This window comes from Microbacterium sp. JZ70 (assembly GCF_053903225.1).
In genome coordinates this window covers 1175567-1200660 of sequence record NZ_CP096405.1, presented here as the reverse complement: position 1 = coordinate 1200660, position 25094 = coordinate 1175567, and the positions used below count along the sequence as shown (strand labels likewise).

General features: G+C 68.2%; 14 protein-coding genes. 8 read left to right on the top strand and 6 right to left on the bottom strand.

Annotation, left to right across the window (positions count from 1 at the left end):
• Positions 1-38 precede the first annotated feature (38 nt).
• The gene (locus tag M1D46_RS05380; protein ID WP_271173147.1) at positions 39-2564 is read right to left on the bottom strand and encodes an ATP-dependent Clp protease ATP-binding subunit; all 2526 of its coding nucleotides are present in this window, start codon (positions 2562-2564) and stop codon (positions 39-41) included.
• Between the two features lie 281 nt (positions 2565-2845).
• Between M1D46_RS05380 and M1D46_RS05375 the strand changes: the two genes are divergently transcribed.
• The 4 genes from M1D46_RS05375 to M1D46_RS05360 are packed head-to-tail and all read left to right on the top strand — an operon-like array spanning position 2846 to position 5095.
• A complete protein-coding gene (locus tag M1D46_RS05375) occupies positions 2846-3463 on the top strand; it encodes a hypothetical protein (protein ID WP_456286858.1) in 618 nt (205 codons plus the stop codon).
• Between the two features lie 50 nt (positions 3464-3513).
• Entirely contained in the window at positions 3514-4245 is a 732-nt protein-coding gene (locus M1D46_RS05370; protein ID WP_456286857.1) for a hypothetical protein, read from the top strand.
• Positions 4245-4865 carry a hypothetical protein gene (locus M1D46_RS05365; RefSeq protein WP_456286856.1) on the top strand — a complete coding sequence of 207 codons (621 nt, stop codon included), beginning with the start codon at positions 4245-4247 and terminating at the stop codon, positions 4863-4865. The genes M1D46_RS05370 and M1D46_RS05365 overlap by 1 nt, the downstream gene beginning before the upstream one ends.
• The gene (locus tag M1D46_RS05360; protein ID WP_282979007.1) at positions 4862-5095 is read left to right on the top strand and encodes a helix-turn-helix domain-containing protein; all 234 of its coding nucleotides are present in this window, start codon (positions 4862-4864) and stop codon (positions 5093-5095) included. The genes M1D46_RS05365 and M1D46_RS05360 overlap by 4 nt, the downstream gene beginning before the upstream one ends.
• A gap of 258 nt (positions 5096-5353) precedes the next feature.
• Here the strand turns inward: M1D46_RS05360 and M1D46_RS05355 are convergent, their stop codons facing one another.
• Genes M1D46_RS05355 through M1D46_RS05345 form a run of 3 tightly spaced genes read right to left on the bottom strand, consistent with a single transcriptional unit; the run spans position 5354 to position 12884 of the window.
• A complete protein-coding gene (locus M1D46_RS05355; protein ID WP_456286855.1) occupies positions 5354-8143 on the bottom strand; it encodes an ATP-dependent helicase in 2790 nt (929 codons plus the stop codon).
• Positions 8140-10746 carry a DEAD/DEAH box helicase gene (locus M1D46_RS05350; protein ID WP_456286854.1) on the bottom strand — a complete coding sequence of 869 codons (2607 nt, stop codon included), beginning with the start codon at positions 10744-10746 and terminating at the stop codon, positions 8140-8142. Before M1D46_RS05350 ends, M1D46_RS05355 begins: the two co-directional genes overlap by 4 nt.
• Positions 10743-12884 (bottom strand): site-specific DNA-methyltransferase, encoded by a 2142-nt coding sequence (locus M1D46_RS05345; RefSeq protein WP_456286853.1) that lies wholly within the window; start codon positions 12882-12884, stop codon positions 10743-10745. The genes M1D46_RS05350 and M1D46_RS05345 overlap by 4 nt, the downstream gene beginning before the upstream one ends.
• 152 nt (positions 12885-13036) lie before the next feature.
• Between M1D46_RS05345 and M1D46_RS05340 the strand changes: the two genes are divergently transcribed.
• The 3 genes from M1D46_RS05340 (at position 13037) to M1D46_RS05330 (ending at position 18494) form a co-directional block, all read left to right on the top strand.
• Entirely contained in the window at positions 13037-13312 is a 276-nt protein-coding gene (locus tag M1D46_RS05340; protein WP_271173157.1) for a helix-turn-helix domain-containing protein, read from the top strand.
• Positions 13313-13455: 143 nt separating this feature from the next.
• Complete coding sequence (locus M1D46_RS05335; protein WP_456286852.1) at positions 13456-14850, top strand: dicarboxylate/amino acid:cation symporter; 1395 nt, start codon at positions 13456-13458, stop codon at positions 14848-14850.
• Positions 14851-15008: 158 nt separating this feature from the next.
• Complete coding sequence (locus M1D46_RS05330) at positions 15009-18494, top strand: phosphodiester glycosidase family protein (RefSeq protein ID WP_456286851.1); 3486 nt, start codon at positions 15009-15011, stop codon at positions 18492-18494.
• A 63-nt stretch (positions 18495-18557) separates the two neighbouring features.
• Here the strand turns inward: M1D46_RS05330 and M1D46_RS05325 are convergent, their stop codons facing one another.
• On the bottom strand, positions 18558-20243 hold the full coding sequence (locus M1D46_RS05325) for a cation:proton antiporter (protein WP_456286850.1): 1686 nt from the start codon (positions 20241-20243) through the stop codon (positions 18558-18560).
• A gap of 182 nt (positions 20244-20425) precedes the next feature.
• Between M1D46_RS05325 and M1D46_RS05320 the strand changes: the two genes are divergently transcribed.
• Positions 20426-22513, top strand: a complete 2088-nt coding sequence (locus tag M1D46_RS05320) for an acyltransferase family protein (protein WP_456286849.1) — start codon at positions 20426-20428, stop codon at positions 22511-22513.
• A 68-nt stretch (positions 22514-22581) separates the two neighbouring features.
• Here the strand turns inward: M1D46_RS05320 and M1D46_RS05315 are convergent, their stop codons facing one another.
• Entirely contained in the window at positions 22582-25023 is a 2442-nt protein-coding gene (locus M1D46_RS05315) for a collagen-binding domain-containing protein (protein WP_456286848.1), read from the bottom strand.
• Positions 25024-25094 lie beyond the last annotated feature (71 nt).

The following is a 25094-nucleotide window of genomic DNA, read 5'->3' as shown; positions in this document are numbered from 1 at the left end:
GGGGCGGAGCCCGAAGGCTCCGCCCCTTGTCGTCTCCGTCAGTCGCCGAGCGCCGCGAGGTCGGGCGTGGCCGAGATGTCGCCGCCCGTGTTCACGCCGACCGCGACCTTCTCGCCGCGGGGTGCGCTGTGGAACGTGAACTGGCCGTCGACGAGGTCGACCTTGATGTGGTGGCCCGACTCGAGCTGGCCGTTGAGCAGCTGCTCCGACAGCCGGTCCTCGACCTCGCGCTGCATGGCGCGACGCAGCGGACGGGCGCCGAGCGCCGGGTCGAAGCCGACCTCGATGAGACGCTCCTTGGCCGCCTGCGACAGCTCGATCGTCATGTCGCGGTCGAGCAGGCGCTCCGCCAGACGCTTCGTGAACAGATCCACGATCTGGATGAGCTCGTCCTTCGACAGCTGCGGGAAGACGATGATGTCGTCGACGCGGTTGAGGAACTCGGGCTTGAAGTGGCGCTTGAGCTCCTCGTCGACCTTGCCCTTCATCCGCTCGTAGGTCGTCTGGGTGTTGCCCTCGACCTGGAAGCCGACCGGACCGCCCGCGATCGCCGACGAGCCGAGGTTCGTCGTCATGATGATCACGGTGTTCTTGAAGTCGACGACCCGGCCCTGGCCATCCGTCAGACGCCCCTCCTCCAGGATCTGGAGGAGCGAGTTGAAGATGTCGGGGTGCGCCTTCTCGATCTCGTCGAAGAGCACGACCGAGAACGGCTTGCGACGGACCTTCTCGGTGAGCTGGCCGCCCTCCTCGAAGCCGACGAACCCGGGAGGGGCGCCGAACAGACGCGAGACGGTGTGCTTCTCGCCGAACTCCGACATGTCGAGCGAGATGAGCGCACCCTCGTCGTCGAAGAGGAACTCCGCGAGCGCCTTCGCGAGCTCGGTCTTCCCGACGCCCGTGGGGCCGGCGAAGATGAACGAGCCCGAGGGACGCTTCGGGTCCTTGAGGCCGGCGCGCTGACGGCGGATGGTCTTCGACAGCGCCGCGATCGCCTCCTCCTGGCCGATGACGCGCTGGTGCAGCGCCTTCTCCATGAAGACGAGACGGCTGGTCTCCTCCTCGGTGAGCTTGAACACCGGGATGCCCGTGGCCTGGGCCAGCACCTCGGCGATCAGGCCCTCGTCGACGACCGCGTGCGCGGCGACGTCACCCGAGCGCCACTGCTTCTCGAGGCGCAGGCGCTCGCCCAGAAGCGCCTTCTCCTCGTCGCGCAGGGCGGCGGCCTTCTCGAAGTCCTGCTCCTCCGACGCGGCCTCCTTGGCCTCGCGGACCTTCGCGATCTTCTCGTCGAACTCGCGCAGAGCCGGCGGCGACGACAGGATCGACAGGCGCAGGCGGGCGCCGGCCTCGTCGATCAGGTCGATGGCCTTGTCCGGGAGGAAGCGGTCGCTCACGTAGCGGTCCGCGAGGTTCGCGGCCGCGACGATCGCGCCATCCGTGATCTGCACCTTGTGGTGCGCCTCGTAGCGGTCGCGCAGGCCCTTGAGGATGTTGATCGCGTGCGGCAGGGAGGGCTCGGCGACCTGGATGGGCTGGAAGCGGCGCTCGAGGGCCGCGTCCTTCTCGAAGTGCTTGCGGTACTCGTCGAGCGTCGTGGCGCCGATCGTCTGCAGCTCGCCGCGAGCGAGGAGCGGCTTGAGGATCGAGGCGGCGTCGATCGCGCCCTCCGCGGCACCCGCGCCCACGAGGGTGTGGATCTCGTCGATGAAGACGATGATGTCGCCGCGCGTGCGGATCTCCTTGGTGACCTTCTTCAGGCGCTCCTCGAAGTCGCCGCGGTAGCGCGAGCCGGCGATGAGCGAGCCGAGGTCGAGCGAGTACAGCTGCTTGTCCTTGAGCGTCTCGGGCACATCGCCCTTGACGATCGCCTGCGCGAGGCCCTCGACGACGGCGGTCTTGCCGACGCCGGGCTCGCCGATGAGGACGGGGTTGTTCTTCGAGCGGCGCGACAGGATCTGCATGACGCGCTCGATCTCCTTCTCGCGCCCGATGACCGGGTCGAGCTTGTTCTCGCGCGCAGCCTGCGTGAGGTTGCGGCCGAACTGGTCGAGCACCTGCGAGCCGCCCTGTGCCGCCTGCTGCGACTCCTGGCCGCTCGGCGCGACGCCCACGGGCTCCTTGCCCTGGTAGCCGGAGAGCAGCTGGATGACCTGCTGGCGCACCTTGTTGAGGTCGGCGCCGAGCTTCACGAGCACCTGGGCCGCGACGCCCTCGCCCTCGCGGATGAGGCCGAGGAGGATGTGCTCGGTGCCGATGTAGTTGTGGCCGAGCTGCAGCGCCTCGCGCAGGGACAGCTCGAGCACCTTCTTGGCGCGCGGCGTGAACGGGATGTGCCCCGTCGGCTGCTGCTGCCCCTGGCCGATGATGTCCTGCACCTGCTCGCGCACAGCGTCGAGCGAGATGCCGAGCGATTCGAGCGCCTTGGCAGCGACGCCCTCACCCTCGTGGATGAGCCCGAGCAGGATGTGCTCGGTGCCGATGTAGTTGTGGTTGAGCATCTTCGCCTCTTCTTGGGCGAGGACGACCACACGACGGGCACGGTCGGTGAATCTCTCGAACATGTCACTCCTCAGGGCCGAGGCCAGGACGCGTCGATAAAGGACGGTCGACGCGTCGTGGTTCCACCGTAACGAGCGCCCGTCGCTCGAGGAGCCGTGTTCGCCCTGGGCATAGCGCCTTGACCAACCTCCCGGTCATTGAGCGAGGGAGCGAAGCGACCGAGACGAAATGCCCCACCCCTCCCTCATCACGGATCGGTCACGATGACGCCGCGCCCCTGGCGCACCCCGCCCACCTTAACGACTATCGTTGTTATCGATTTTCGTTACGAGGGGAAGTCAGAATGCCGTCGAACTCGGATTCTCCGATCACGCGCGGAGACCGTCGGGCCATCTCGTTGGTCGCCTGGCTGAGTTTGGGTGCGCTCGCGCTCACGATGGTCTGGACGATCTGGCAGCTTGTGAACGGTGTCTTCGCACGTGCCATCCCGGTGCACGTGCCGATCGCGGACGACGCGGTCTTCTTCGAGGACGGACTCAAGCAGGTGCCGTCTTCGATCTTCACGGAGGCTGAGGTCACGGTCGTCGGGGCCCCGTGGTCCGTGCGTGTCCCCCTCGCGATCGGCGTCCTTCTCTCGGCGAGCTCCGCTCTGGCGATCTGCGTGCTCATCTTCATCCTCGGCCGGCGCTTCGCCTCCCACCGCCCGCTCTTGCCTGGAACCGCGACTGTCGCCCTCGTCGCCGCACTGCTGTCCTTCGCAGCTGCTCTGTTGACTCCGCTCCTGCGCGGCCTCGCGGCGGCAGCCGCGACCGAGGCACTCGGGCTCCACAACTTCGGCTTCGCGATCCTCATGTTCGAATTCCCCGCCGGCGCACTGGTGACCCCGACGTTGTTGTTCCTCCTCGCTGCCGCACTCGCGATCGGCGCGCGGCTTCAGCGCGATACGGAAGGACTCGTGTGATGAGCGCCGGCGGAACAGACCTCGCCTCAGCCCTCTGGATGGCGGGAGGGATGGTAGGAGCTCTCCTGATCATCGCCGCGATCCTCATCTGGTTCGCGAAGCGCCGTCGCAGCGCCTCGATCGCGCTCGATCTCGTTCTGACGCTCTCGTCGTGGTTCGTGCTGATGAACCTGATCGGGCTCGCGCTCGGTCTGCTCGGGACGTTCACGAATTCGTGGATCCTGTTCGACTCGGGCGCGATCACCCCATTCTCTCCTTCAAGTTCTTCCTGTGCGCCTGGCGGGCCAGGCGACACCACGTCGACGGCAAGCCCCCGGATCGACTGCCTGAACTACGACCACGCACAGGTCACCATCGGATCGCCCACCATCGAGATGAGATGGACCGTCGCGCTGATCCAGCTTCTGTCCACCGTCGCGTTCCTCACGCCTTTCGCCGTCGTCGCGCTCATCTCCTTCCAGGCGATCGCTCGTCGTCCGTTCCACACGCTGACGACACGCGCGCTTTACATCGGCGCGGCGGTCGTCGCGATCACGGGCCTTGGCACGGACCTCGCGACCTCCGTGGGGCAGACGCTCGTTCTTCGCGAGGTGCTCAGCCCTGGAGATGTCGGCTACCCGGAGTACTTCCGCATCGAGTCCACGCTCTGGCCGGTCGGCGCCGCGCTGCTGATGGCGGCCCTGGCCGCGATCTTCCGCCACGGAGCGCGCCTGCAGAGCGAGAAGGCGCGGCTCGAGGACGAGACGGATCGGCTCCGCCGCGACACAGAAGGACTCGTGTGATGTGCGCGACCGAGACCGGCAGACGCCGCGCCGAGCAGGGCGACGCAATTACGGTGCTGTTCATCGGGGCCGCTGTGCTCATGGTCGTAGCGATCAGCGCAGCACTGCGCTGGGCTGAGACCTTCACGCTTGAGGGAGTCGCAGCTCGGGTTCCTGTGCACGCAGCTCCTGGACAAGCTGTCGTGGACGGTGCCGACGTAACGATCACCGGCAGCGTGGACTCGATGCTCGTCGTCGTCCCGGTTGTCGACACCATGTCGGCGGTCTGCCTCGCAGCCTCGATTCTCATCGCCGCGTTAGCGCAGACGATCTCCGCGACGGCGGTGATGTACATCGCATGGTCGTTTCTGCGCGGGCGTTTCGTCACGTCTGCGGTAGTACGCGCCCTCACGCTCCTCGGCTGGACCGTTTTCACTGGTGCCCTGGCAGTGTTGTTCGTCGACCGCCTCGCGCTCAACGGCATCCTCGCGGCGCTGGGCGCGGACGGAGCCGAGCCCATCCATCCGCTCGAGTTCTGGTCGTCCGCGCCGCTCTTCTTCATCGCAACGGCGGTCGGCCTGCTCGCTATCGCTTTCCGACGAGGTATCAGGCTTCAGCGCGACACGGAAGGCCTCGTGTGACGCCCGCCGCTGACGACGAGGAGACCGGCGTCCACTGCCGACTCGACGAACTCCTCGCCGAACGGGAGATGACGCTCACACGGCTGAGCGAGATCGTCGGCGTGAGCATCGTCAACCTGTCGATCCTCAAGAACGACAAGGCCCGGGCCATCCGCTTCTCGACCCTCATCGCCATCTGCCAGGCCCTCGACTGCGAGATCGGGGATCTGCTCGTCCGCGCGGACCGCTGAGCGCGCTCAGTTCGGGTGAGAACGGGGGGGCCACTCACGATTCGCCCCTGAGCTCAGCGATGATTTCCTCGGCGGTCGGGCCTCTGTGCACGACGCCGATGCGGTCGAACTCCGCGAGATCGCGCGTGGCATGCTCCACAAGGCCCAGTGCCTCCCAGCGCTGGGGCGCTGCGGAGGCGCGCGGCGGGGCGGATTCTGCCCGTCATGCCTGCTCCTGCCACAGGCTAGTCCCGGCCCGAGGCGCGCTTCAGCGGGAGTTCACGCCCTCCCGCCCGTGGTCAGCCACACCAGATCGTTGAACGCGGCCTCGCTCGAGTGGTCGTGATCGCAGACGAAGCTGTTCGCACGGATGTCGTCGGCCACCGCTGCGACTTTCGCCCGGATCCCCGCCACGAGCGAGGAGTCCACGGGGTCATTCGTGCTCTTCCCCTGGTCGTCGAGGTTGAGGATCTGGATGCGATCCGCCGGACCTCCGGTGAGTTCCTCGTACCCCAGTGCGTAGATCGAGAGCTGGTCACGAGTGACGTTCTCCTCCTGGGCCCTCGCGGTGGACTTGAAGTCGACGATCGCCGTCTCGTCGGTCTCCAGCGACTTGATCAGGTCGATGCGGCCGTTCACGGTGACTCCGGGGGCGATTGCGACTTCGATCTGCTTCTCGGAGTGGATGGTGCGAGTCAGGTCGGCGCCATGCCTATCGAAGTACCGCTCGACCGCGTCGACCGCGGCACGTCTGAGCTGTTCACGCAGGCTGGGGTACGCGTACGGAGTGTGCAGATGCCGATCGACGAGCTCCTCCGCTTCCTCCCTGCGGGGAACGTCACCCGACAGTGCGCGCTTGTGCATCTCAGCGAGAACGTCGTGCAGCCCCTTGCCGTAGCCGAGTGCCTCGTCGATCGGCGGGTTGAAGCCGTACATGAAGCGCAGTTTGAACTGGTATGGGCAGTCGAAGAGGTACTTCAGCTCAGAGAAGGAGATCGCGATGTTCGGCGTCTCAAGCTTCGGCGTGGGCTGAAGCCGCGGCACGTCCGGGAGTCCCTCGTCGGTCGTGGACACCCAGGCCGACGACGTGCAGTGCAGGTAGAACGGCGATGCTTTCCCGTACCCCTTCTTCTCCCCCGGAGCGTACGTGGCGTAGAGGAACTTCTGCGCGCGCGTGACAGCCACGTAGAAGAGTCGTGTCTCGTCCGAGATCCCGCCCTTGTAGCGCCCGCCGTTGGCGACGGCTTCTGCCGCGATGATGTGCGGAATCGCCTGGGTGCCGCCCGCGCCCCGCATCGGGAACCGTCCCTGTCGCAGGTAAGGCACGAAGACGGCAGGCCATTGCAGCCCCTTCGCGCGATGAACGGTGGAAATCACGACGGCGTCGGGGCGGACGTATCCGCTGTCCTCGTCAGACTCCTCGTAGACGGTCGGCGCCTGGTGCGTGAGGAACCCGAGGAACGAGTCGTACTTTCGCTCGGGCGACGACGAGAAGTGGATCGTCTCGAAGTCGGAGATGACCTGCGAGAACTTGCCCAGCAGGTACATCGCGAGTTCCCTGCGGCGATCGTCTCCCGGGATCGACTTCTCGTGAAGGTCGAGCGACTCGAGGGCTCGCAGGAACAGGCGCTGGATGTTGTAGGTTCCCCAGCGATCGCTCTTGCCGAAGTCAGCGCCGTCGTCGAGGACCTCGAGCAGTGCCTGCCAGCGCGCCGGTTCCGGGATGAGCGCGGCGCTCTCCCAGAGCTCTCGAAGCTGCGCTTCGGTGATCCTTCCGAGCATGTAGTGGAACAGCCCGGCGCACGCGGAGATCTCGGGTGCGTCGAAAAGGCGCGCCAGTCCTTTGATGATGAACGGGATCTTCCGACGCTTCAGGGCGCTGACGAGCGCGTCTGCGTCCTTCACCGAGCGGTAGAGCACCGCGCAGTCCGACCACGAGAGCCCTCGCGGTTCCGCGCCAGGCTTGTCGACGAAGGGCACTCCCTGAAGATCCTGGATCCGCCCAGCGATCCACTCGACTTCCTCGTCCGCGTCGCCGAACTGGAGCGCCAGCATGTCACCGCGCTCCCATTCCTGGTGCGAGGCGTGGACCATCTTCTTCGAGAGTCGCTCGCTCGAGTCCAACCGCTCCGCGACCGAGCGCCCGAGCTCGACGATGCCCTTCGTCGACCTGAAGTTCTCTGCGAGCTCGATCGTCTTCACGTCGGCATAGCGGCCCGCGAAGTCGATGATGTTCGTGACCTCGGAACCGCGCCACTGATAGATCGTCTGGTCGTCATCGCCGACGACGCAGAGATTCGCGCCGTAGTGGACAAGACGACGGACGAGACGCTCCTGAATCGGGTTGACGTCCTGGTACTCGTCGACGATGACGTATCGGCCCTGGTCGCGGATGTGGTCACGAAGCGCCTGCTCCGGTGTCGTCAGCGCCCCGCTCGTCTCCTCGACATGAGTCAGGAACTCGACCGCCTCCACCATCATCGACGTGTAGTCGAAGTAGCGCCGCTGCTTCAACAGGTCTCGATACGAGGCCAGGCTGCTGACGACGGAGGGGCGCACCTGCGCGAAGTCGACCTCATCCTCCTGGAGGATCGAGAGCGCCGTCTTGTACGTGCGCGTGTCGACGTACCTCTTGAGGGGGCTCTCGGCGCCCTGGACCAGCTTGGTGCAGGTCGTGAGGCCGGAGTTCTTGCTCTCGCGATCGATCAGCAGCTGCTGCGTCACATCCGTGAGCACGCCGTACTTGAAGGTCTCGGGCACGTACGTCTGCAGAAGGTCGAGACAGAACCCGTGCATCGTGCCGATGTACATCTCTGCGAGCCCGACGATGTCCCCCAGCTCCTCGTGCACGACGCTGTGCACGCGCTCCTTCAGCTCGGCCGCTGCTTTCTCCGTGAAGGTGAACGCGATGACATTCGCCGGACGGATCCCGGGTTGCGCGAGGATGCGAGCAATCCGCTGAGCGAGCACCTGCGTCTTGCCCGAGCCAGCGCAGGCGATCAGCTGAAGCGTGCTCTCGACGTCGTCTATCGCCGCCTGCTGATGCGGAGTGAACTTCATCGTGCTCATGCGTACTTCCCCCCTACTGCGCCGAACAGGTCGTTCGCGTTTCCCTTCGCCTCGAGCACCGCCTCGCGAACGGCCGAGTCGAGCATGTCGAGCACTCTGAGCTCGCCCGATGATGCAGCGGTCCCCAGGGAGTCGATGCGGTGGAATACGTCGCCGTGACGCTCCGCGAACCTCGCCAGCCCCTGGAGCTTGATGATCGAGTCCTCGAGGTGCGTGCCGTGGGGGTCCACGATGGACGGACGGATCTCACCATTCACGCGCGTGAAGACGAGGAAATCGGGGTGCAGCGTGCGCCAGTTGCCTGCGACATCCCGATAGGCGATACCCAACGCGTCCGGTCGCGTGACCGACGGGTTGCGGTACCAGCCGACGCAGTCCGGACGCGCGGCCTCCTTGCGGGCGACCGTGCGCTCCCACCCGTTCAAGGTCGTGAGCGGGAACCGGCCGTCAGCATCCGACATCAGATGCTTGTCGATGGTCTCCGCGGGGCGGATCTGCCCGTCCACCGTCTCGGCGAAGTCCTCCATACGGGACTTCGGCCGGGTGAGCTGCGTCAGCTGCGGCTCGACGGCCTGCGCGCGGATCTCCTCGTAGGTCTCACGCCGCTCGTCCGCGAGCCCGCGGATCGCGACCCGATGCTCATGGAACCACTCGGTGACGATCTCCTTGGCCGCCTCATCGACCTTCTCCCGGACGCTCGCCACGGTCGCCAGCGCCGCAGCCTTGACGTAGGCGGCGCGGAGCGTCTCGTCGCTGTCGTCGATCTCGGGGTCCGCGAGGAAGTCGATGTACGACTGGGCGACATCCGCGCCGAACGCGCGCTTCGCCGCTTCGAAGGCGACGCGGATGGCGCGCTCGTCGGCGTGCTCGGTGAAGTCCGTGTAGGACAGCTTCTTGGTGCCGAAGCGACCCGCGATCGTCATGCCTCTGACCGTGCGCACCTCGATCTCCGCGCTGCGCAGCTGGCCGTCGTAGCGCGCCGCCAACGCCTCGAGCGTGGTGTGCATCTGTCGCTTCGCCGACGCCACGGCGCCTGGGAGCAGGCCGTCAGCGGCGAGCGCCTGAGCAAGGCTCACGAGCTGCTTCACAGGACGCGCCCCTCGGCGTGGGAGCGCCATCGTCGGAAGCGAGTCCCAACATTCCCACACGTCCTCGGGAATCTCGGCGTTCGGCACGAGGTCACGACCGTCGAGCAGCACCTTCTGCCCTGTGGACGGCATCGCGTCTGTGAGCCCGGTGAGGTACTTCGCGACGTTGCCCGCGGTGGTTCGGTCGAAGTGCGGAAGGATGCAGTCCACTGCGTTGAGCCGATCCTCACCGGGGATGCGACGCGCAAGCGGAGTACGCACCATGCGTCCGAGCAGCTGTGTGATGTGGGTATGGTCCTTCGCCGGCCGGAACGACACGAGCACCTCGGCGCGCGGGCAGTCCCAGCCCGTCGAGATGCCGTCCTTCGCGACGAGAATGCGCACATCCGTCTCGTCCTGCACCCGCTGAGGCTCGATCCACTCGACCTCCCAGGCACCGAAGGTGTGGGTCCGATGCTCACCGAGAACGTGACGGACGTTCATCGATGTGATGTCGCCCAACTCCGCCTGGATCGTGTCGAGCCAGAGCCCGACAGCGTCGGGGTCTTCCGTGTTCGGGATCTGGAGCACCATGAGCGGCACGACCTTCTCGGTCGAGGTCTCGCCGGGGAGGCTCTTCTGCTCCGCGAGGTACTTCCCCCAGCGCCGCGACGCATCCTTCAGCTTGCGCGCCGCGCGGGTCGTCAGCGCCGTCTCGAGGTTCCCTGCCTCGGCCGGGATGTCCAGCGCGATCGTGTCCTTGATGAGGCCGGACCGCTGGACCCGGACCGGGTCGACCGAGACAGGCGGAAGCGTCGTACGACCGTCGCCTACAGACGCCTCCTTCATCGCGTCCGTGAAGCGATCGATGGTCGCCGATATCCCCCACACGACCGGCATCGCGTGGCCGGTCATCTCGCCGCTGATGAGGCGACGCACGATCGTCGACTTGTCCCGGGAGGTCCGTGTGGTGAACCCGCGGTGAGCTTCGTCGAGGACGAGATAGACCGTGAGGCCGTCGTCGTCGATCGTGTTGGCGAGCGTCTCCCAGATGTTCCATGCCAGATCGTCGGGCGGGGCCATGAGCGCGTCACCCCCTGCCTCGGCCTCCGTCGCTCGCTCGGCGCCGCGGGTGAGAAGCGAAGTCTTCGACAACCTCTGCGTGTTGAGGAAGTACACGTGCTGGCTCTCGAGTGTCGGCAGCGAGAAGGGCGGCTTCACTGTGACGAGCCGGTCGTAGCTGAGCTTCTCAGAGGCCTGAACGAGGCGCCGCTTCGTCTGCTCGTTGAGGTTGGGGTCGTCAGAGAACCAGATGACGACGGCACCCGGATCGGGCTCAAACTCGAGTTCGGAGTCGCCGTAGAACAGCGCCTCGATGGCGGCGGCGGCCATGACGGTCTTGCCCGCGCCGGTCGTCGCAGTCAGCGCGAACGACGTCTCCATACCGTCGCGGTGGTACAGAGTGCGCGCGCGCCGGAGGTTGTCGAGCGTCTGCACGACAGCATCGTGCTGGTAGTCCTTGAGCGTGAACCTCATCGAACGCCTCGCATCGCATCGATCTCGAAGTTGCGCAGGTACGAGTCGTAGAGGCGCACCGTCTCGACCTCCTCGGGCAGCGCATGAGCGATCGCCTCGAAGAAGCGGTCCTCGTCGGTCACGATGAACGCGATCCGCGCTTCGGGGCTCGCGGCCATCGCCTGAACGAAGGCGTCAGACTTGTCGATATCCGCGAGCACGCCGTACGCCTCGGCGACATCCCATCCCTCAGACAGGTCCTCGATGCGCCGGCCGCGAGAGCCCGCGCGCAGCCACAGCAGCGGTGCGATCCGAGGGAACTCGCGATGCGACTGCACGCGCATCGGCGTCTCGTAGGTGAGGGTGAAGAACTCGACGTTCTCCTCGAGCCCGTCCGACATCGGGAACTCGTCGTTGAATTTGTAGTCACCCTTGATGGGCTCACCGTCAGGCGTCTTGCCCGTGATCGCGGCCTTCACCCGCGGCTTCGTGATGTAGTCGCAGATGCCCCACTTCTCCCAGTCAGGGTCACCGGGGCGCAGGCCCTCTCGACGGAGGCTCGCCTGCTCCTCGGCACTCACTTCGTTGTTCGTGATGCTGATCGAGCGGCGACGCCCGCCGTCCTGCCTGTTGAGACGCATGACCGCGTGCGCGGTCGTCCCGGAGCCCGCGAAGAAGTCGACGATCAGTGCGTCAGGCTTGCGCCCGACAAAGAAACGGAGCGAATCCTCGACCGCGTAAAGGGATTTCGGGAACGGGAACCTCCGACCCGGGACCAGCAGCGGCAGCATCCGGGACCCGTGCTCGTTCGCCGAGTGCGCAGCAACCCTCCATTGAGTCGGCGCGATTAGCGTCGGCTCGTACGTCGCGATGACCGTTTCAATCGACCCATCTGTTTTCCGTCCGACGACAGCAAACTGACCCGACTCGACCTTTGACTGCTCACCCGACGCGAGATAGTAGATCGTTGTCGCAGCCCCGCGCAGTTTTCCACGCGAGACGTACCCCCGGGAGATGGCTGCGCGGCATTTGTCCGGGCCAAGCTGCCATCTCCCCTCCGTTCCATCCGCACGGATCGGCCACACAGCCGTCATTCCTGCCGGCGGAACATAATCGCCCGGGTGCTGGTTGAGTGGAAGGGAGTCTCCCGCCCCAACGATGACTCCATCGGAGTCAAGCAACACGGGATAGAAGGCTCCCGGAGAATCACTACGCAGAGGACTGCTACCCGTCCTCCTCATCTTTTGCCAGTAGAGGTTCTCTGTCACAGAGACGGCGCCGGAGCGCGCACTCCATTCGTCTGACAGGGCAACCTTTTCCGGACCCGACTCACCAACGAACACGAAGAAGGCATATTCATCTGACCGCGCGAACATCCGGTCACGTGCGACTCCCCCGGGTTTGATCTGAATTGAGATCATCTGTATCCGTGCCTCAGGAAACACCTGCTCCAGCAACAACCCCAGCCGCAGGTACTCCTTCTCATCGATCGTCACGATGAGCACCGAGTCCTCGGGATTCAGCAATTCCTTCGCGAGCAGCAGGCGCCGCTCCATGAACGCGAGCCACTTCGAGTGGCGGTACACGTCGTCGCCCTCGACGTAGTCATTGTTGTACTTCCAATCGCGCGCGCCTGTGTTGTACGGCGGGTCGATGTAGATCGCGTCGACTGCACCTCGATGGGTGAAGAGCAGCGCCTGGAGCGCGTGGTAGTTCTCGGCGTTGATCACCGCGTGGTACGGCTTGTCTCCGCCACGCTCGACCTTCCCGGTTGACTCGAGGCCTGGGTAGATCGGCTCCCGGAACTCCGTGATGACGACGAGGTCTGCGACCGCGTTCACCGTCGACTCGGAATCACCAGTGGCGGACCGAGTCTCAAGGTGAGCGACACGATTTTCACCCGTGCCTTCGATCGAGCGAACCTTCCAGAGGCGCTGGTCGGCCGAACTCGGCATCTGACCTCGGGGCGGCAGCACACGCACGGTGTCGCCAACGCGCACACGTCGACGAGGCAGCTCGACGGCCTCTGGTGTGTGGCGTTCGAAGTTCAACCCGAATGCGCGCCGCTGCGAGAGCACTTCAACCTCTCGCGCGATCTCTGCGCCGAGCTCGGGGTGCGACGCGCGCAGCTGCTTGATCAGCTCGTGGATGCGCGCCACGACCCCTCCTTCAGCACGTCGCCCGAGCGAGAAGTCCTCGCCAGATCCCCGCCAACCTGCCGTCGAACACACGTCACATCGAGAGCCTAGGGTACTAGCGCCCGGTACTTTTCACCCTGGTACCTCTGGCCGGTGCCGACAACGCTTGTCTGGTGCCCCGCGTGTCCTCCGCTGCAGCCGCCTACGTGGGCGAGCGCATCGCCGAGATCCGTCGGCGGCAGACGAAGACGCAGGACCAGCTGGCCGTCGAGGCGAACATCGACTCGTCGAACATCCGCAGCTACGAGAGCGGCCGGTCGATGATGAACATCCACTCGCTCGTGCGCATCGCGGCGGCCCTCGGCGTTGAGCCGGGCGACCTCATCGACGGACTCACTCCGGAGATGTTCACGACCCCGAGGTCAGACGCCCGCCGCAGCGCGGTCTGACCGTCGCGTCCCGCGCCATCCACCGTCCCCGACACATGTCGTCACGTGACGACTTCCTGCGCCTCATCGGCCCTTCACCTATTCAGGCGGATTTAAAGTAGACCCTCGTGCCGGGTGGGAGATCCCCGCCGCCACAGGAGATCATGAGCAGCAGCAGCACCGCGTCGGCGCGCCCCGTCAAGGCGAAGCGCCCCTTCTACACCTCGTTCGGCTTCCAGATCGTCGCCGCCCTCGTCGTCGGCATCGTGCTCGGCCTCGTTGGCCGCTCGATCGGCGCGAGCGCAGACGGCGAGCCGAACCCGCTCGCCGCGACCCTCGACACGATCGGCAGCTCGTACGTCACGATCCTGCGCACCGCCGTCGTGCCGCTCGTCTTCACGGCGATCGTCGCGAGCATCTCCAACCTGCGTCGCGTGCAGAACGCCGCGCGCCTCGCGGGCCAGACCATCCTCTGGTTCGCCATCACCGCCTTCATCGCCGTGGTCATCGGCATCGGCCTCGGCCTCCTCCTCCAGCCGGGCAACCGCGCGGGCGCGGGCCTGGAGACCTCCGAGCCGTCGCGCGTCGGCTCGTGGTGGGACTTCCTCCTCGGCCTCATCCCGCAGAACTTCCTCGGTCTGAGCGTCTCGACCTACGCCGCCGAGGACGGCGCTCTCACCTCGAGCGTCAACTTCAACATCCTGCAGATCATCGTGGTCGCCGCCGTCGTCGGCGCCGCCGCGCTGCGCGCCGGCCGCAAGGCCGAGCCGTTCCTCGTCTTCACCGAGTCGCTCCTGAAGGTCATCCAGCGCGTCGTGTGGTGGATCATCCGCATCGCCCCGATCGGCACGCTCGGCCTCATCGGCAACGCGGTCATCGAGTACGGCTGGGAGCGCCTCACGTCGCTCGCGTGGTTCGCCCTCGCGATCTACATCGGCCTCGCGCTCGTCCTCTTCGTCGTCTACCCGATCCTCGTGAAGACGCACGGCCTCTCGATCAAGCAGTTCTTCACAGGCGTGTGGCCCGCCGTCCAGCTCGGCTTCGTCAGCCGCTCGTCGATCGGCACCCTCCCGCTCACGCAGCGCGTCGCCGAGCGCAACTTCGGCGTCCCGCGCGAGTACGCATCGTTCGCGGTCCCGTTCGGCTCCACGACGAAGATGGATGGCTGCGCCGCGATCTACCCCGCGATCGCCGCGATCTTCGTCGCGCAGTTCTTCGACATCCAGCTCACCCTGATCCAGTACCTGCTCATCGTCGTGGTCTCGGTGGTCGGATCCGCCGCGACCGCGGGCACGACCGGCGCGACCGTCATGCTCACGCTGACGCTCTCGACGCTCGGCCTGCCCCTCGAGGGCGTCGGCCTGCTGCTCGCGATCGACCCGATCCTCGACATGGGCCGCACGGCGGTCAACGTCGCGGGCCAGGCGCTCGTCCCCGCGATCGTCGCGAAGCGCGAGGGCATCCTCGACGAGGAGCTCTACGACGCCGAGCGCGCGGGCCTGCCGTTCATCGACGAGTCCGAGCGCGAAGACGCCGAGCCCGTCGGCGCCAAGGCCTGATCACCTGATCTCCGCACGAAGGCGGCCATCCGATCGGATGGCCGCCTTCGTCGTCCTCGGATGGTCGTGGAGCGCTTTCATCGTGCGTTCACCAGACGGCCACGGGCGGTTCCTAGCGTGATCGGGTCTCCCACCCGACTCCCGAGGAGCACTCCTTCATGCGGTACCTCTCTGCTCGCACGCGCCTTTCCGCGCTCGCCGTCGTCACGCTCACCGGCGCTCTGCTCGTCTCCGTTCCCGCGCCAGCCACCGCGGCGCTCCCCGAGGACACGCTGGGCCTGAACCTCCAGGGCGGCGGATCCTCCCTGCTCGAGGCCAACGCGCAGCGCATCGCGCCCGGTCTGGACCACGTCTCGTTCTCCCGTCTCGAGGACGGAGGGTGGGTCACGGGCGACATCCTCGTCGCCGATCTCACGACACCGACCCTCTCGATGGACGTCGTCGACTCCGGCACCATCACCGAGCCGGCGCCGGTGAGCGAGCAGGTCGCCGGCACGCGCGCCGTGGCGGCCGTCAACGGCGACTACTTCGACATGAACGCGACGGGCGCTCCCGTGGGCACAAACGTCTCCCGCGACGGCATCCGGACGGGTGCGGCATCGCCGCGCGAGGCGTTCACCGTCGCCGACGGCATCGCCGCGGTCCAGACCCTCATGGCGGAGGGAACTCTGACCACCCCTGCAGGCGACGTCAGGATCGACGCCGTCAACGCGCCGTCGATCCCGCGCGATGGAGTGGGCGTCTACACGGCGGCGTGGGGCGACTACACACTCGACAACCCTGTCGGCGGCCCTGCCGCCATCTCGTCGCATGTCGCCAGGGCCACCGTCGTCGACGGCGTGGTCACTGCCGTCGGCGAGGGTGCGGGCGAGCCCGCGATCCCCGCGGACGGCCATGTCCTGCTCGGGCGCGAGAGCGGCGCCGACGCGATCGCCGCGCTCGAGGTGGGCGACACGGTGCAGATCTCCGTCGGCCCCTCCGCGGATGTCGACCTCGCCGTCAGCGGAAGCCAGCGCCTGGTGGAGAACGGGCGGAAGGGCACAGCCGACCAGGTCGAGGCTGCGCGCACGGCGGTGGGCGTGAACGAGGACGGCACGGAGATCTACGTCGTCACGATCGACGGTCGCGCGGCCGACAGCCGCGGGCAGACCGTCCAGGAGCTCGCGCAGCTCATGCTGGACCTCGGCGCGCACAACGCCGTGAACCTCGACGGCGGAGGATCGACGACGATGCTCGCTCGTCCCGCCGGCACCTCCGACCTCCAGCTGATGAATCGGCCGTCGGATGGCTCGGAGCGCCTGGTCGCGAACGCGCTCGTCTTCTATTCAGACGCGGGGACCGGGGAGGCGAACGAGGTGCAGGTGGCACCGGCGGTGGCGGGCGCCGATGCGGTGTTCCCCGGCCTCGCCCGCACCGTCCGGGCGACGGGCCTGGACGCCGACCTCGCTGCGACGCCGATCAGCGGGCGCTTCTCGGCCGAGAGGGGTCTGGAGGTGCGTGAGACCGACGGCGCTTCCGCCGTCCTCACCGGAACGGCATCCGGAGTCCACCGGGTCTCCTTCGCCGCGGAGCAGGGTCTGACGGGCACTGCAGACCTGCGTGTGCTCGGCGAGCTCGACCACGTCAGCGGGTCGCAGAGCGTGATCTCCTTCCTCGATGCGACCGAGACCGCGACGATCCACCTGACGGGGTTCGACGGCGACGGCAACAGCGCGCCGATCGAGGTCTCGGATGTCCGAGTCGACGCGGGCGCGGAGGTCGCGGTGGAGCCGGTCGGGACCGATTCCTTCCGGATCACCCCGCTCGTCGAGTCCGGCTCCGCGACGGTGCGCTTCGACGTCGCCGGCCGCCCTTTCGAAGCAGCCGTGACGGTCGGGCTCGCGAAGGAGCGCGTCCTCGATTTCGCTGACGGCGACGCCTGGACCTCCGGCGTGGCCCGCGCCACCGGCACCCTCGCGCCGGCGCCCGGATCCGGCCCCGAGGGGCAGGACGCGCTGCGTCTCGACTACGACTTCACGTCGAGCACGGGAACACGAGGCTTCTACGCGATCGCGCCGCAGCCGGTCGAGCTCCCGGGCCAGCCGAAGTCGGTCACGCTGTGGATCGACGGGGACGGATCGGGCGCCTGGCCGCGACTGCAGGTGCGGTCGGCGGGGGCGACCGCCAGCACCAACCTCGACGGTCCGCCGATCACGTGGGAGGGATGGCGCGAGGTCGAGTTCACCGTGCCAGCGGGCACCGCGTTCCCGTTGACTCTCGAGCGCGTGCGGATCATGGAGACGCGGTCCACTGCGAGCTATCACGGCTCCATCCAAATCTCCGATCTCGGCGTCATCTCGGCCCCAGAGGTCGCGCAGCCCGCGCAGGCCCCCGTCTTCGATCCCCTGATCCGCACGCAGGGCACGGTTGACGAGCGACCGATGCGGATCGCCGTCATGAGCGACTCCCAGTTCGTGGCGCGCAGTCCGGAGAGCGACCTCGTCGACGCTGCTCGACGCACGCTCAGCGAGATCGTGGCCGCGCGGCCCGACCTGCTGGTGATCGACGGCGACTTCGTCGACGAGGCGAGCCCCGCCGACTTCGATCTCGCCCGCCGCATCCTCGACGAGGAGGTGGGCGATGCCATCCCCTGGGTCTACGCGCCCGGCAACCACGAGATCATGGGCGGCGACATCCGCAACTTCGAGGAGGAGTTCGGCGACACCCGGACGGTCCAGGATCTCGCGGGCACGCGCATCATCACGCTGAACTCCGCGGACGGCACCATCGGCAGCCGGGGCGCCGGGGCTGCACAGCTGCGATTCCTCGAGGACGCCCTGGCGGGAGCTGCGGAGGACCGCTCCATCACGGGGGTCGCGGTCTTCTTCCACCACCCGACGCAGGACCACCTGGTGGGCGACCACAGTCAGCTCTCCGATCGCGTCGAGGCGCGCGAGCTCGAGAAGACGTTCGCAGAGTTCCGCGCGGAGAGCGGGAAGTCGATCGCCGTCGTCAACGGCCACGTCGGCAGCTTCTCCGCTCGCGGCGGGGAGGGTGTGAGCTATCTGACCAATGGGAACTCCGGAAAGAGCCCCTCGGGCGACACTGCGCTGGGCGGCTTCACGGGCTGGAGCATGCTCGGCTTCGACCCGGGGAAGGGCGCCGTCGGTGCGACCCCGGAGCCCGTGGTGGACCGGACGGCCTGGCTGCAAGCCGAGGTACGCCCGCGTGTCGACGACCTCGTCCTGAACGGCGTCCCGGAGACTCTGCCGGTCGGCGCAACCGCCGAGGTGGGCGCCGTCGTGCATCAGGACGGCGAGCGCGAGGTGCCGGTCGGATGGCCTATGAGCGCGACGTGGGGCGGCGACGGGGTCGTGGTGGACGACGGATCGACGCCCGAGCGCAAGGCCGAGGTCGTGCGCCTCAATCCCGCGACCGGCGAGCTCACCGCCGTCTCACCCGGCGTAGCGACCGTCGAGGTCACCGTGAACGGCGTGACGCGCTCGACCACGGTGACCGTGCCCAGCGGGCAGTCGCTGTCGGCGAAGACCTGTCAGCACGGCGGATATGCCGACGTCACACGCGCTGACGGCTCGTCGTTCCGGAACACGGGCGCCTGCGTGAGCTACGTCGCGAACGGCGGCACCCTCATCCCGCGCGCCTGATCTCCGCACGAAGGCGGCCATCCGATCGGATGGCCGCCTTCGTCGTCCTCGGATGGTCGCGCCTCAGCGGGTCGGCGGCCGCAGGTTCCCGCGGGTGTCGAGCGCGAGCTCCTCGGCGTCCATGGCGGTGATCAGCTCGCGCATGACCTCCTCGCTGAGGTTGCCGCGATCGCGCTCCTCGAGCAGCACCTGGCGGCGCACCTCGAGCCACCCCTTCGACAGGTCGCGCACGCTCTCGTAGCTGGGGCGCTTGAGGATCGGCGGCGCCCCCTCCGCGCGCTCGAGCGCCCGCTCGGCCTTGTCGGCGTTCTTCTCGACCCGCAGCAGCGACCGGGCGACCTTGTTGAACTTGTCGATCGAGTCCTCGCCGTACAGCTCCGCCCACTCCTGCTGCTTGACGCGCAGGTACTCGCGCCCGGCCTCGGCGCTGCGCCGGCGGATGGCCTCGAGCTGGCGGGCATCCGCTGCGCGCTCGGCGTCGGCGTTCACGCCGAGCGCCTTGATCAGCGGCGCGAGCGTGAGGCCCTGCAGCAGCAGCGTCCCGACCGTGACGACGAACGCGCACACGATGAGCACCTCGACGTTCCCGTGCGACATCCCGCCCTCGGTGAGGTCGGGCAGGGCCGCCGCCATCGCGAGCGTCACGACGCCGCGCATGCCGGCCCACGAGACGACCGCCCGCTCCTGCACCGACATCGGGGGCTCGATGATCCGCTGGCGGATGGTCTTCTCGGTCACGGGGCGACCGTGCCGCTCGAGGCGCTCGCGCTGTCGGCGGACCATCCGCGCCCGCGGGCTGTCGGGGTTCGCGCGGAACTCCTCGGCCGCGTGCTTCCACCGCAGCAGGCGGAGCCGCTGCCACATCTGACCCCACGCATAGCTCGCGTACACGAACACCGGGCGCACGAGCAGGACAACGACGAGCACGGCGAGCGCGAGCACGAGCGTCTGCACGCCCGAGACGCCGCCCAGCTCGCGCACGACGTCGGGCAGCTGGAGGCCGATGTACGCGAAGACGAAGCTCTCGAGGAGGAAGTCCATCGACGACCACAGCGGGCCATCCTGCTGCCGCGTGACATACCGCGTCTTCGGCGCGTTGAAGCCGACGTACAGCCCCATCGCGACGACCGCGAGGACGCCCGATCCGTGCAGCTGCTCGGCGACCGCGTAGGCGCCGAACGGCACGAGGAGGCCGACGGTCCCCGTCACGACCGGGTCGCTGATCCGCAGGCGCAGCTGGTGCAGCACGATGCCGAACACGAGGCCGACCGCGACGCCGACGACCACCGCGAGCGCGAACTCGACGACGCCATCCCACACCGTCACGGTCGCTCCCGCGACAATGGCCGCGAAGACGCGCACGAGCGTGAGCGACGTCGCGTCGTTGATGAGGCTCTCACCCGACATCACGGTCATCACGCGGCGTGGCAGCCCGAGCTTCCTGGCGATCGCGGCCGCCGACACGGCGTCGGGCGGCCCGACGATCGCGCCGAGCAGCAGCGCGCCCGCGATCGTGAGCTCGGGCATGATGAGCCACGCCACGAGACCGACGGCCGCAGCCGTCACGACGACGAGGCCGACGCCGAGACGGCGGATGTGCGGAAGCGATCTCTTGAAGCTCACGAACGACACCTCGAGCGCGGCCGAGTAGAGCAGCGGGGGCAGGGTGAGGTTGAGCAGCAGGTGACCGTCGATCTCGACCGTCGGCACGAACGGCAGCAGCGAGGCCGCGAGCGCGACCGCGGTCACGACCAGCGGCGCCGGCCATCCTCGCCATCGGGCGAAAGCCGCGACCGCGACGGAACAGACGAGAATCACGAACACCTCGACGCCCATACTCCCGAGGCTATCTCCCCGCGTGCGAACACCCCGGGCAGAGCCGGCCCGCGCTTGCCGGACTTCCTCGGCTCGACGTCGTATGGTCTCTCGCGATGCAGACGACAGCCGCCCCCGACACGCGCGTGCCCGCGACCGGCCAGCCCGCGCGGCGCGGCACCTGGCGCACCGACATCCAGGGGCTCCGCGCGATCGCGGTCGGGCTCGTCGTCCTCGCGCACGCGGGCGTGCCGCGCCTCGACGGCGGCTTCATCGGCGTCGACGTGTTCTTCGTGATCTCGGGCTACCTCATCACGGGCCTTCTCCTGCGCGAGCACGAGCGCACGGGTCGGATCAGCATCGCCGACTTCTATGTGCGGCGCGCGCGGCGCATCCTCCCCGCGGCGACCGTCGTCATCCTCGCGGTGCTCGCGGCCGCGGCCGCGCTCCTGCCCACGACGCAGGTCGAGCAGACGACGTCAGACGCGCGGTGGTCGGCGGTGTTCCTCGCGAACGCGCACCTCGCGGCGCAGGGCACGGACTACTTCTCCTCGAGCGAGCCGTCGCTCCTGCAGCACTACTGGTCGCTCGCGGTCGAGGAGCAGTTCTACCTCGTCTGGCCGCTGCTCGCGATGCTCGTCCTCACGCGTCTGTCGCGGCGGGCGTTCACGATCGCGGCGGCCGCGGTGTTCGCGGGCTCGCTCGCCTGGTCGCTCCTCTACACGGCCTCCTCCCCCGCGGCGGCCTACTTCAACACCCCGGCTCGCGCGTACGAGCTCGCCGCGGGCGCGCTGCTCGCGTGCGTGCTGCCTGCCACCCTCCGCGCACCGTGGCGCGCCCTCACGAGCCTGCTCGGCGCCATCCTCATCGCCGTCGCGGCGGTCGCGTTCGACGCCGGCTCGGCGTTCCCGGGATGGCAGGCCCTCGTGCCGACGATCGGCACCGTGCTGCTGCTCGCCTCGGGTCCGCGCTGCCTCGTCGGGCGCCTGCTGTCGCTGCGCCCCCTGCGATGGATCGGCGATGTGTCGTTCTCGCTCTACCTCTGGCACTGGCCCGCGATCCTGCTCGTGCCGGCCATCCTTCCCGACGACACGCCGCCTCTCGCGTCGGGCGCGCTCGCGGTGGGCGTCGCCGTGGCTCTCTCGGCCGTCAGCTACCACCTCGTCGAGGTGCCGTTCCACCACCGGCGCGTCCCGTTCATCTCGCAGGGGCGACGCGCGCTCGCTCTCTGGCCCGCCTCCGTCGCCGTCGTGCTCGTCGGCGCGCTCGCGGCGACGGCTCTGGCCGACTACCGCGACCAGGCGGCGGACCGCGCGGCGGCCGCGTGGTTCGAGAGCGGCGAGACGAGCGGCTTCACCCAGCTCGGCGGCACCCCCGACGTGGCGTGGGAGCTGGAGACAGCGCTCCGCCTCGCCGAGGAGGGCGCGCCCATCCCTCCGTCCATCGACGGCTCGGCGCTCACGAAGGACAACTGGGGTGCGGTCGGTGAGGGATGCTTCGCGACGGATGGCCAGACGAGCGCCCCCGAGTGCGTCTTCGGCGACGAGAGCGCCGACCGCGTCATCGCCCTCGTCGGCGACTCGCACGCGGCGATGTGGCTGCCGGCGTTCGACGAGATCGGCCGCGAGCGCGGCTATCAGGTGCGGATGTTCGCGAAGCTCGCCTGCGCGCACTACCCCGTCTACCAGGCCGCCAAGGCGATGACACAGGAGGAGTGCGACGCCTTCCGCAGCTGGACGAGCGCGGAGCTCGCCGAGCTGCGACCCGACACGATCTTCACGACCGCGCGCGGCATGCTCTTCCTGCAGGATGGCCGTGGAGGGGTGAGCGCGCGCGACCAGTGGTCCGCCGCGGTCGAGGCGTCGGTCGCCGAGCTCGCCGGCGTGACCGATGACATCCGCGTGCTCGGCGACGTGCCCACGCGCCCCGGCCCTGCCGAGTGCCTGACCGCACCCGGCGCCACGCAGGCCTCGTGCATCTCGGCGCCGGGCGGTCTCGAGTACGACAGCAACGCGTTGACGAAGGCCGCCGTGGAGGCTGCCGACGTCGGCGCCGAGTACATCGACGTCGTCGGGTACGCCTGCCTCGACGGACGCTGCCCGCTCGTCGTCGACGAGTACCCGGTCTACGAGGACGACAGCCACCTGTCGACGCCCTGGGTCCGCCACATCGCCCCGCGCGTCGCGGACGACTGGGGGCTGTAGGGCGGTAACGAGAGGATGCCGCGCCCGAGGCGGGCGCGGCATCCTGAACGAGCGTCCGGCCTGCTGAGTCAGACCCTGTTCGTGCGACGACGCAGGGCGATGATCGCGGCGCCGCCGAGCAACAGCGCGACGGCGAGCGCCGCCGCGCTCGGAGCGATGTCCGCTCCGGTCGGGGTGAGCGCACCGCTGTCGGAGTCGCTGACGCCCGAATCGGCTGCGGCATCGGCCGCGGCCGACGCGAAGGCATCCGTGCCCGCGCCCGCGCCGCTGTCCGCTGTCGCATCTGCGTCGACCGTCGCGCCTGCCGCCGCCTCAACGGCGGCGCCCGCGTTCGCGTCGGTATTCGCGTCGGCTGTCGCATCAACGTCCGCAGACGCCGTCGCATCGACATCCGACGTCGCATTCGTCCCGGCGTTTGCGCCAACGTCGCTGTGCGCATCCGAGTTCGCGTTCACGTTCGCGTCGGCATTCGCGTCGGTGTGAGTTCCCGCGTCCGCCGTTGCGTCGGTGTCGACGGTCGCATTCGCTCCCGTTGCCGCAGCCGCATCGGCGGTCGCACCCGCCCCTGTCTCGGCGTCGGCGTCCGCCTCAGCCGTCGCATCAGCGTCCGCAGACGCCGTTGCATCGACATCCGACGTCGCATTCGTCCCGGCGTTTGCGCCGCCGTCGCTGCCCGCATCCGCGTTCGCGTTCGCGTTCGCATCGGCATGGGTGCCTGCGTCCGCTGTGGCGTTCGCGTCAGCGGTCGCACCGGCATCCGTGTCCGCACCCGTGTCAGCAGTGGCTTCAGCCTGCGTGTCCGCCGTTGCGTCGACGTCCGACGCGGCGTCGACCTCCGACGTCGCATCGACATCCGACGTCGCTTCAGCGTCAACATCCGCAGCCGCGGAAGCATCGACATCCGACGTCGCGGAAGCACCGGCGTCCGCCCCCGCGGCGGCATCGGCATCCGCCGTCGCATCCGCCTCGACGTCCGACGCCCCTTCAGCGTCAACGTCCGCACCTGAAGACGCATCTGCGTCTGCTGTCGCACCAGCGTCGACATCCGCACCCGCGGCGGCATCGGCATCCGCCGTCAGGTCTGCATCAACGTCCGCACCCGAAGACGCATCCGCGTCCGCTGAGGCCTCCACGTCCGCATCCGCGTCGAGATCCGAGCCCGCGGCGGCATCGGCATCCGCAGTCGCGCCTGCGTCATTGTCCGCACCCGAAGACGCATCTGCATCTGCCGCATCGGCATCAGCATCGACATCCGCGTCAGCGTCGACATCCGCGTCAGCATCGACATCGGCATCAGCATCGACATCCGCAGCCGCCGTCGTGTCAGCATCGGCGTCCGTCCCGGGCCCCGACTCGCACGGGATCTGCCCCTGGAAAAGATAGTGATGCAGTTCGCCGCCGCCCTGCGACGTGAACGATCCGGTGACCCACTGCCCGTTATGCGTGCGACTGCCCGTGAACGTGACGTCCGCATTCGGGGCGAAGACCGCTCCGTACTCGAGTCCGTCGATGATCAGCTGCCCCGTGACCGATGACGCGTCGATGAGGATGTACGACGATCGTGCCTGGTCGTTCCATCCCTCGATGTTGATCGGGCCGATCGTCGCCGTGCTCGGCGCGACGCGGACGACCAGGGGTGCCTGCGCGGTCGGCTCGTAGCCCGCGAAACCGTCGCGCTTGACGATGAGGCCTTCGATGTCCTCGTAATCGATGACATTCGGACGGTCGACGGCGAAGCCGGTCGGGTACGCCATCCCACCCTGCACGTTCGGGTCGACGTGATTGACGCGGTCGGTCTCATACGTGTCGGCCATGCAAGCAGCGGCCGCGCCGTACGAGGGCACGTCGAGATAGGCGGCGACGGATGCCTGCTCGGTCTCGACAGCGGCGAGCGCGACCGACGAGTAGGGCAGCTTCTCGAGGTCGAGGATGGCGCCGCTGTCGGTCGTGAGGCGCGTCCAGTCGCTGCCGCGCGGCGCTGCGGTGAGGTTCGACGTATCGACGAGCTTCGCAATCGCCTCGCTCTCGGGCGTCCCGTCGACCGACCCCCGGTTGGTGACAGCTACCCCTCGGCCCGCGCCGCCGACGTACGAGCCCGCGAGCAAGCGCACCGGTTCGCCGTCGATAATGGGCACCGTGTACGTGGACTGGCCCGCTGCCTGGTGGATCAGGGGGTAGTTGTCCCTGGTCGTCGACAGCGTGCCGCCGACGGCGATCGAGCCTTCGAGCTCCCCGTTCCCGAGAGACGCGTCGCGGTGGGCGTAGATCGTGAACGCACCGCTCCCCTCGAACGGGTTGTTGTACTCGACGGCCGCGTTGGCGGGTGCGGCGACAGCCGCCCCTCCGAAGGCCACGAGAGCCGAGATGGCTCCGGCCGCGATGAGCCGACGCGGCGCGCCGGCAGGGCTGTTCCCCATATGAGTCCTCCCCAGAACTGTTTCTGCGCAGGCAGAATCCGAGAAGGACGGCGGATCGCAGGGACCGCCACGTATGGCCCTCCCCAGACCCATACCGGCTCGGTCGACCGCCCCAGACGGTTTCCTCGACCGGGCGCAACGCTAGCAGGCGCTCCATGTGAGCG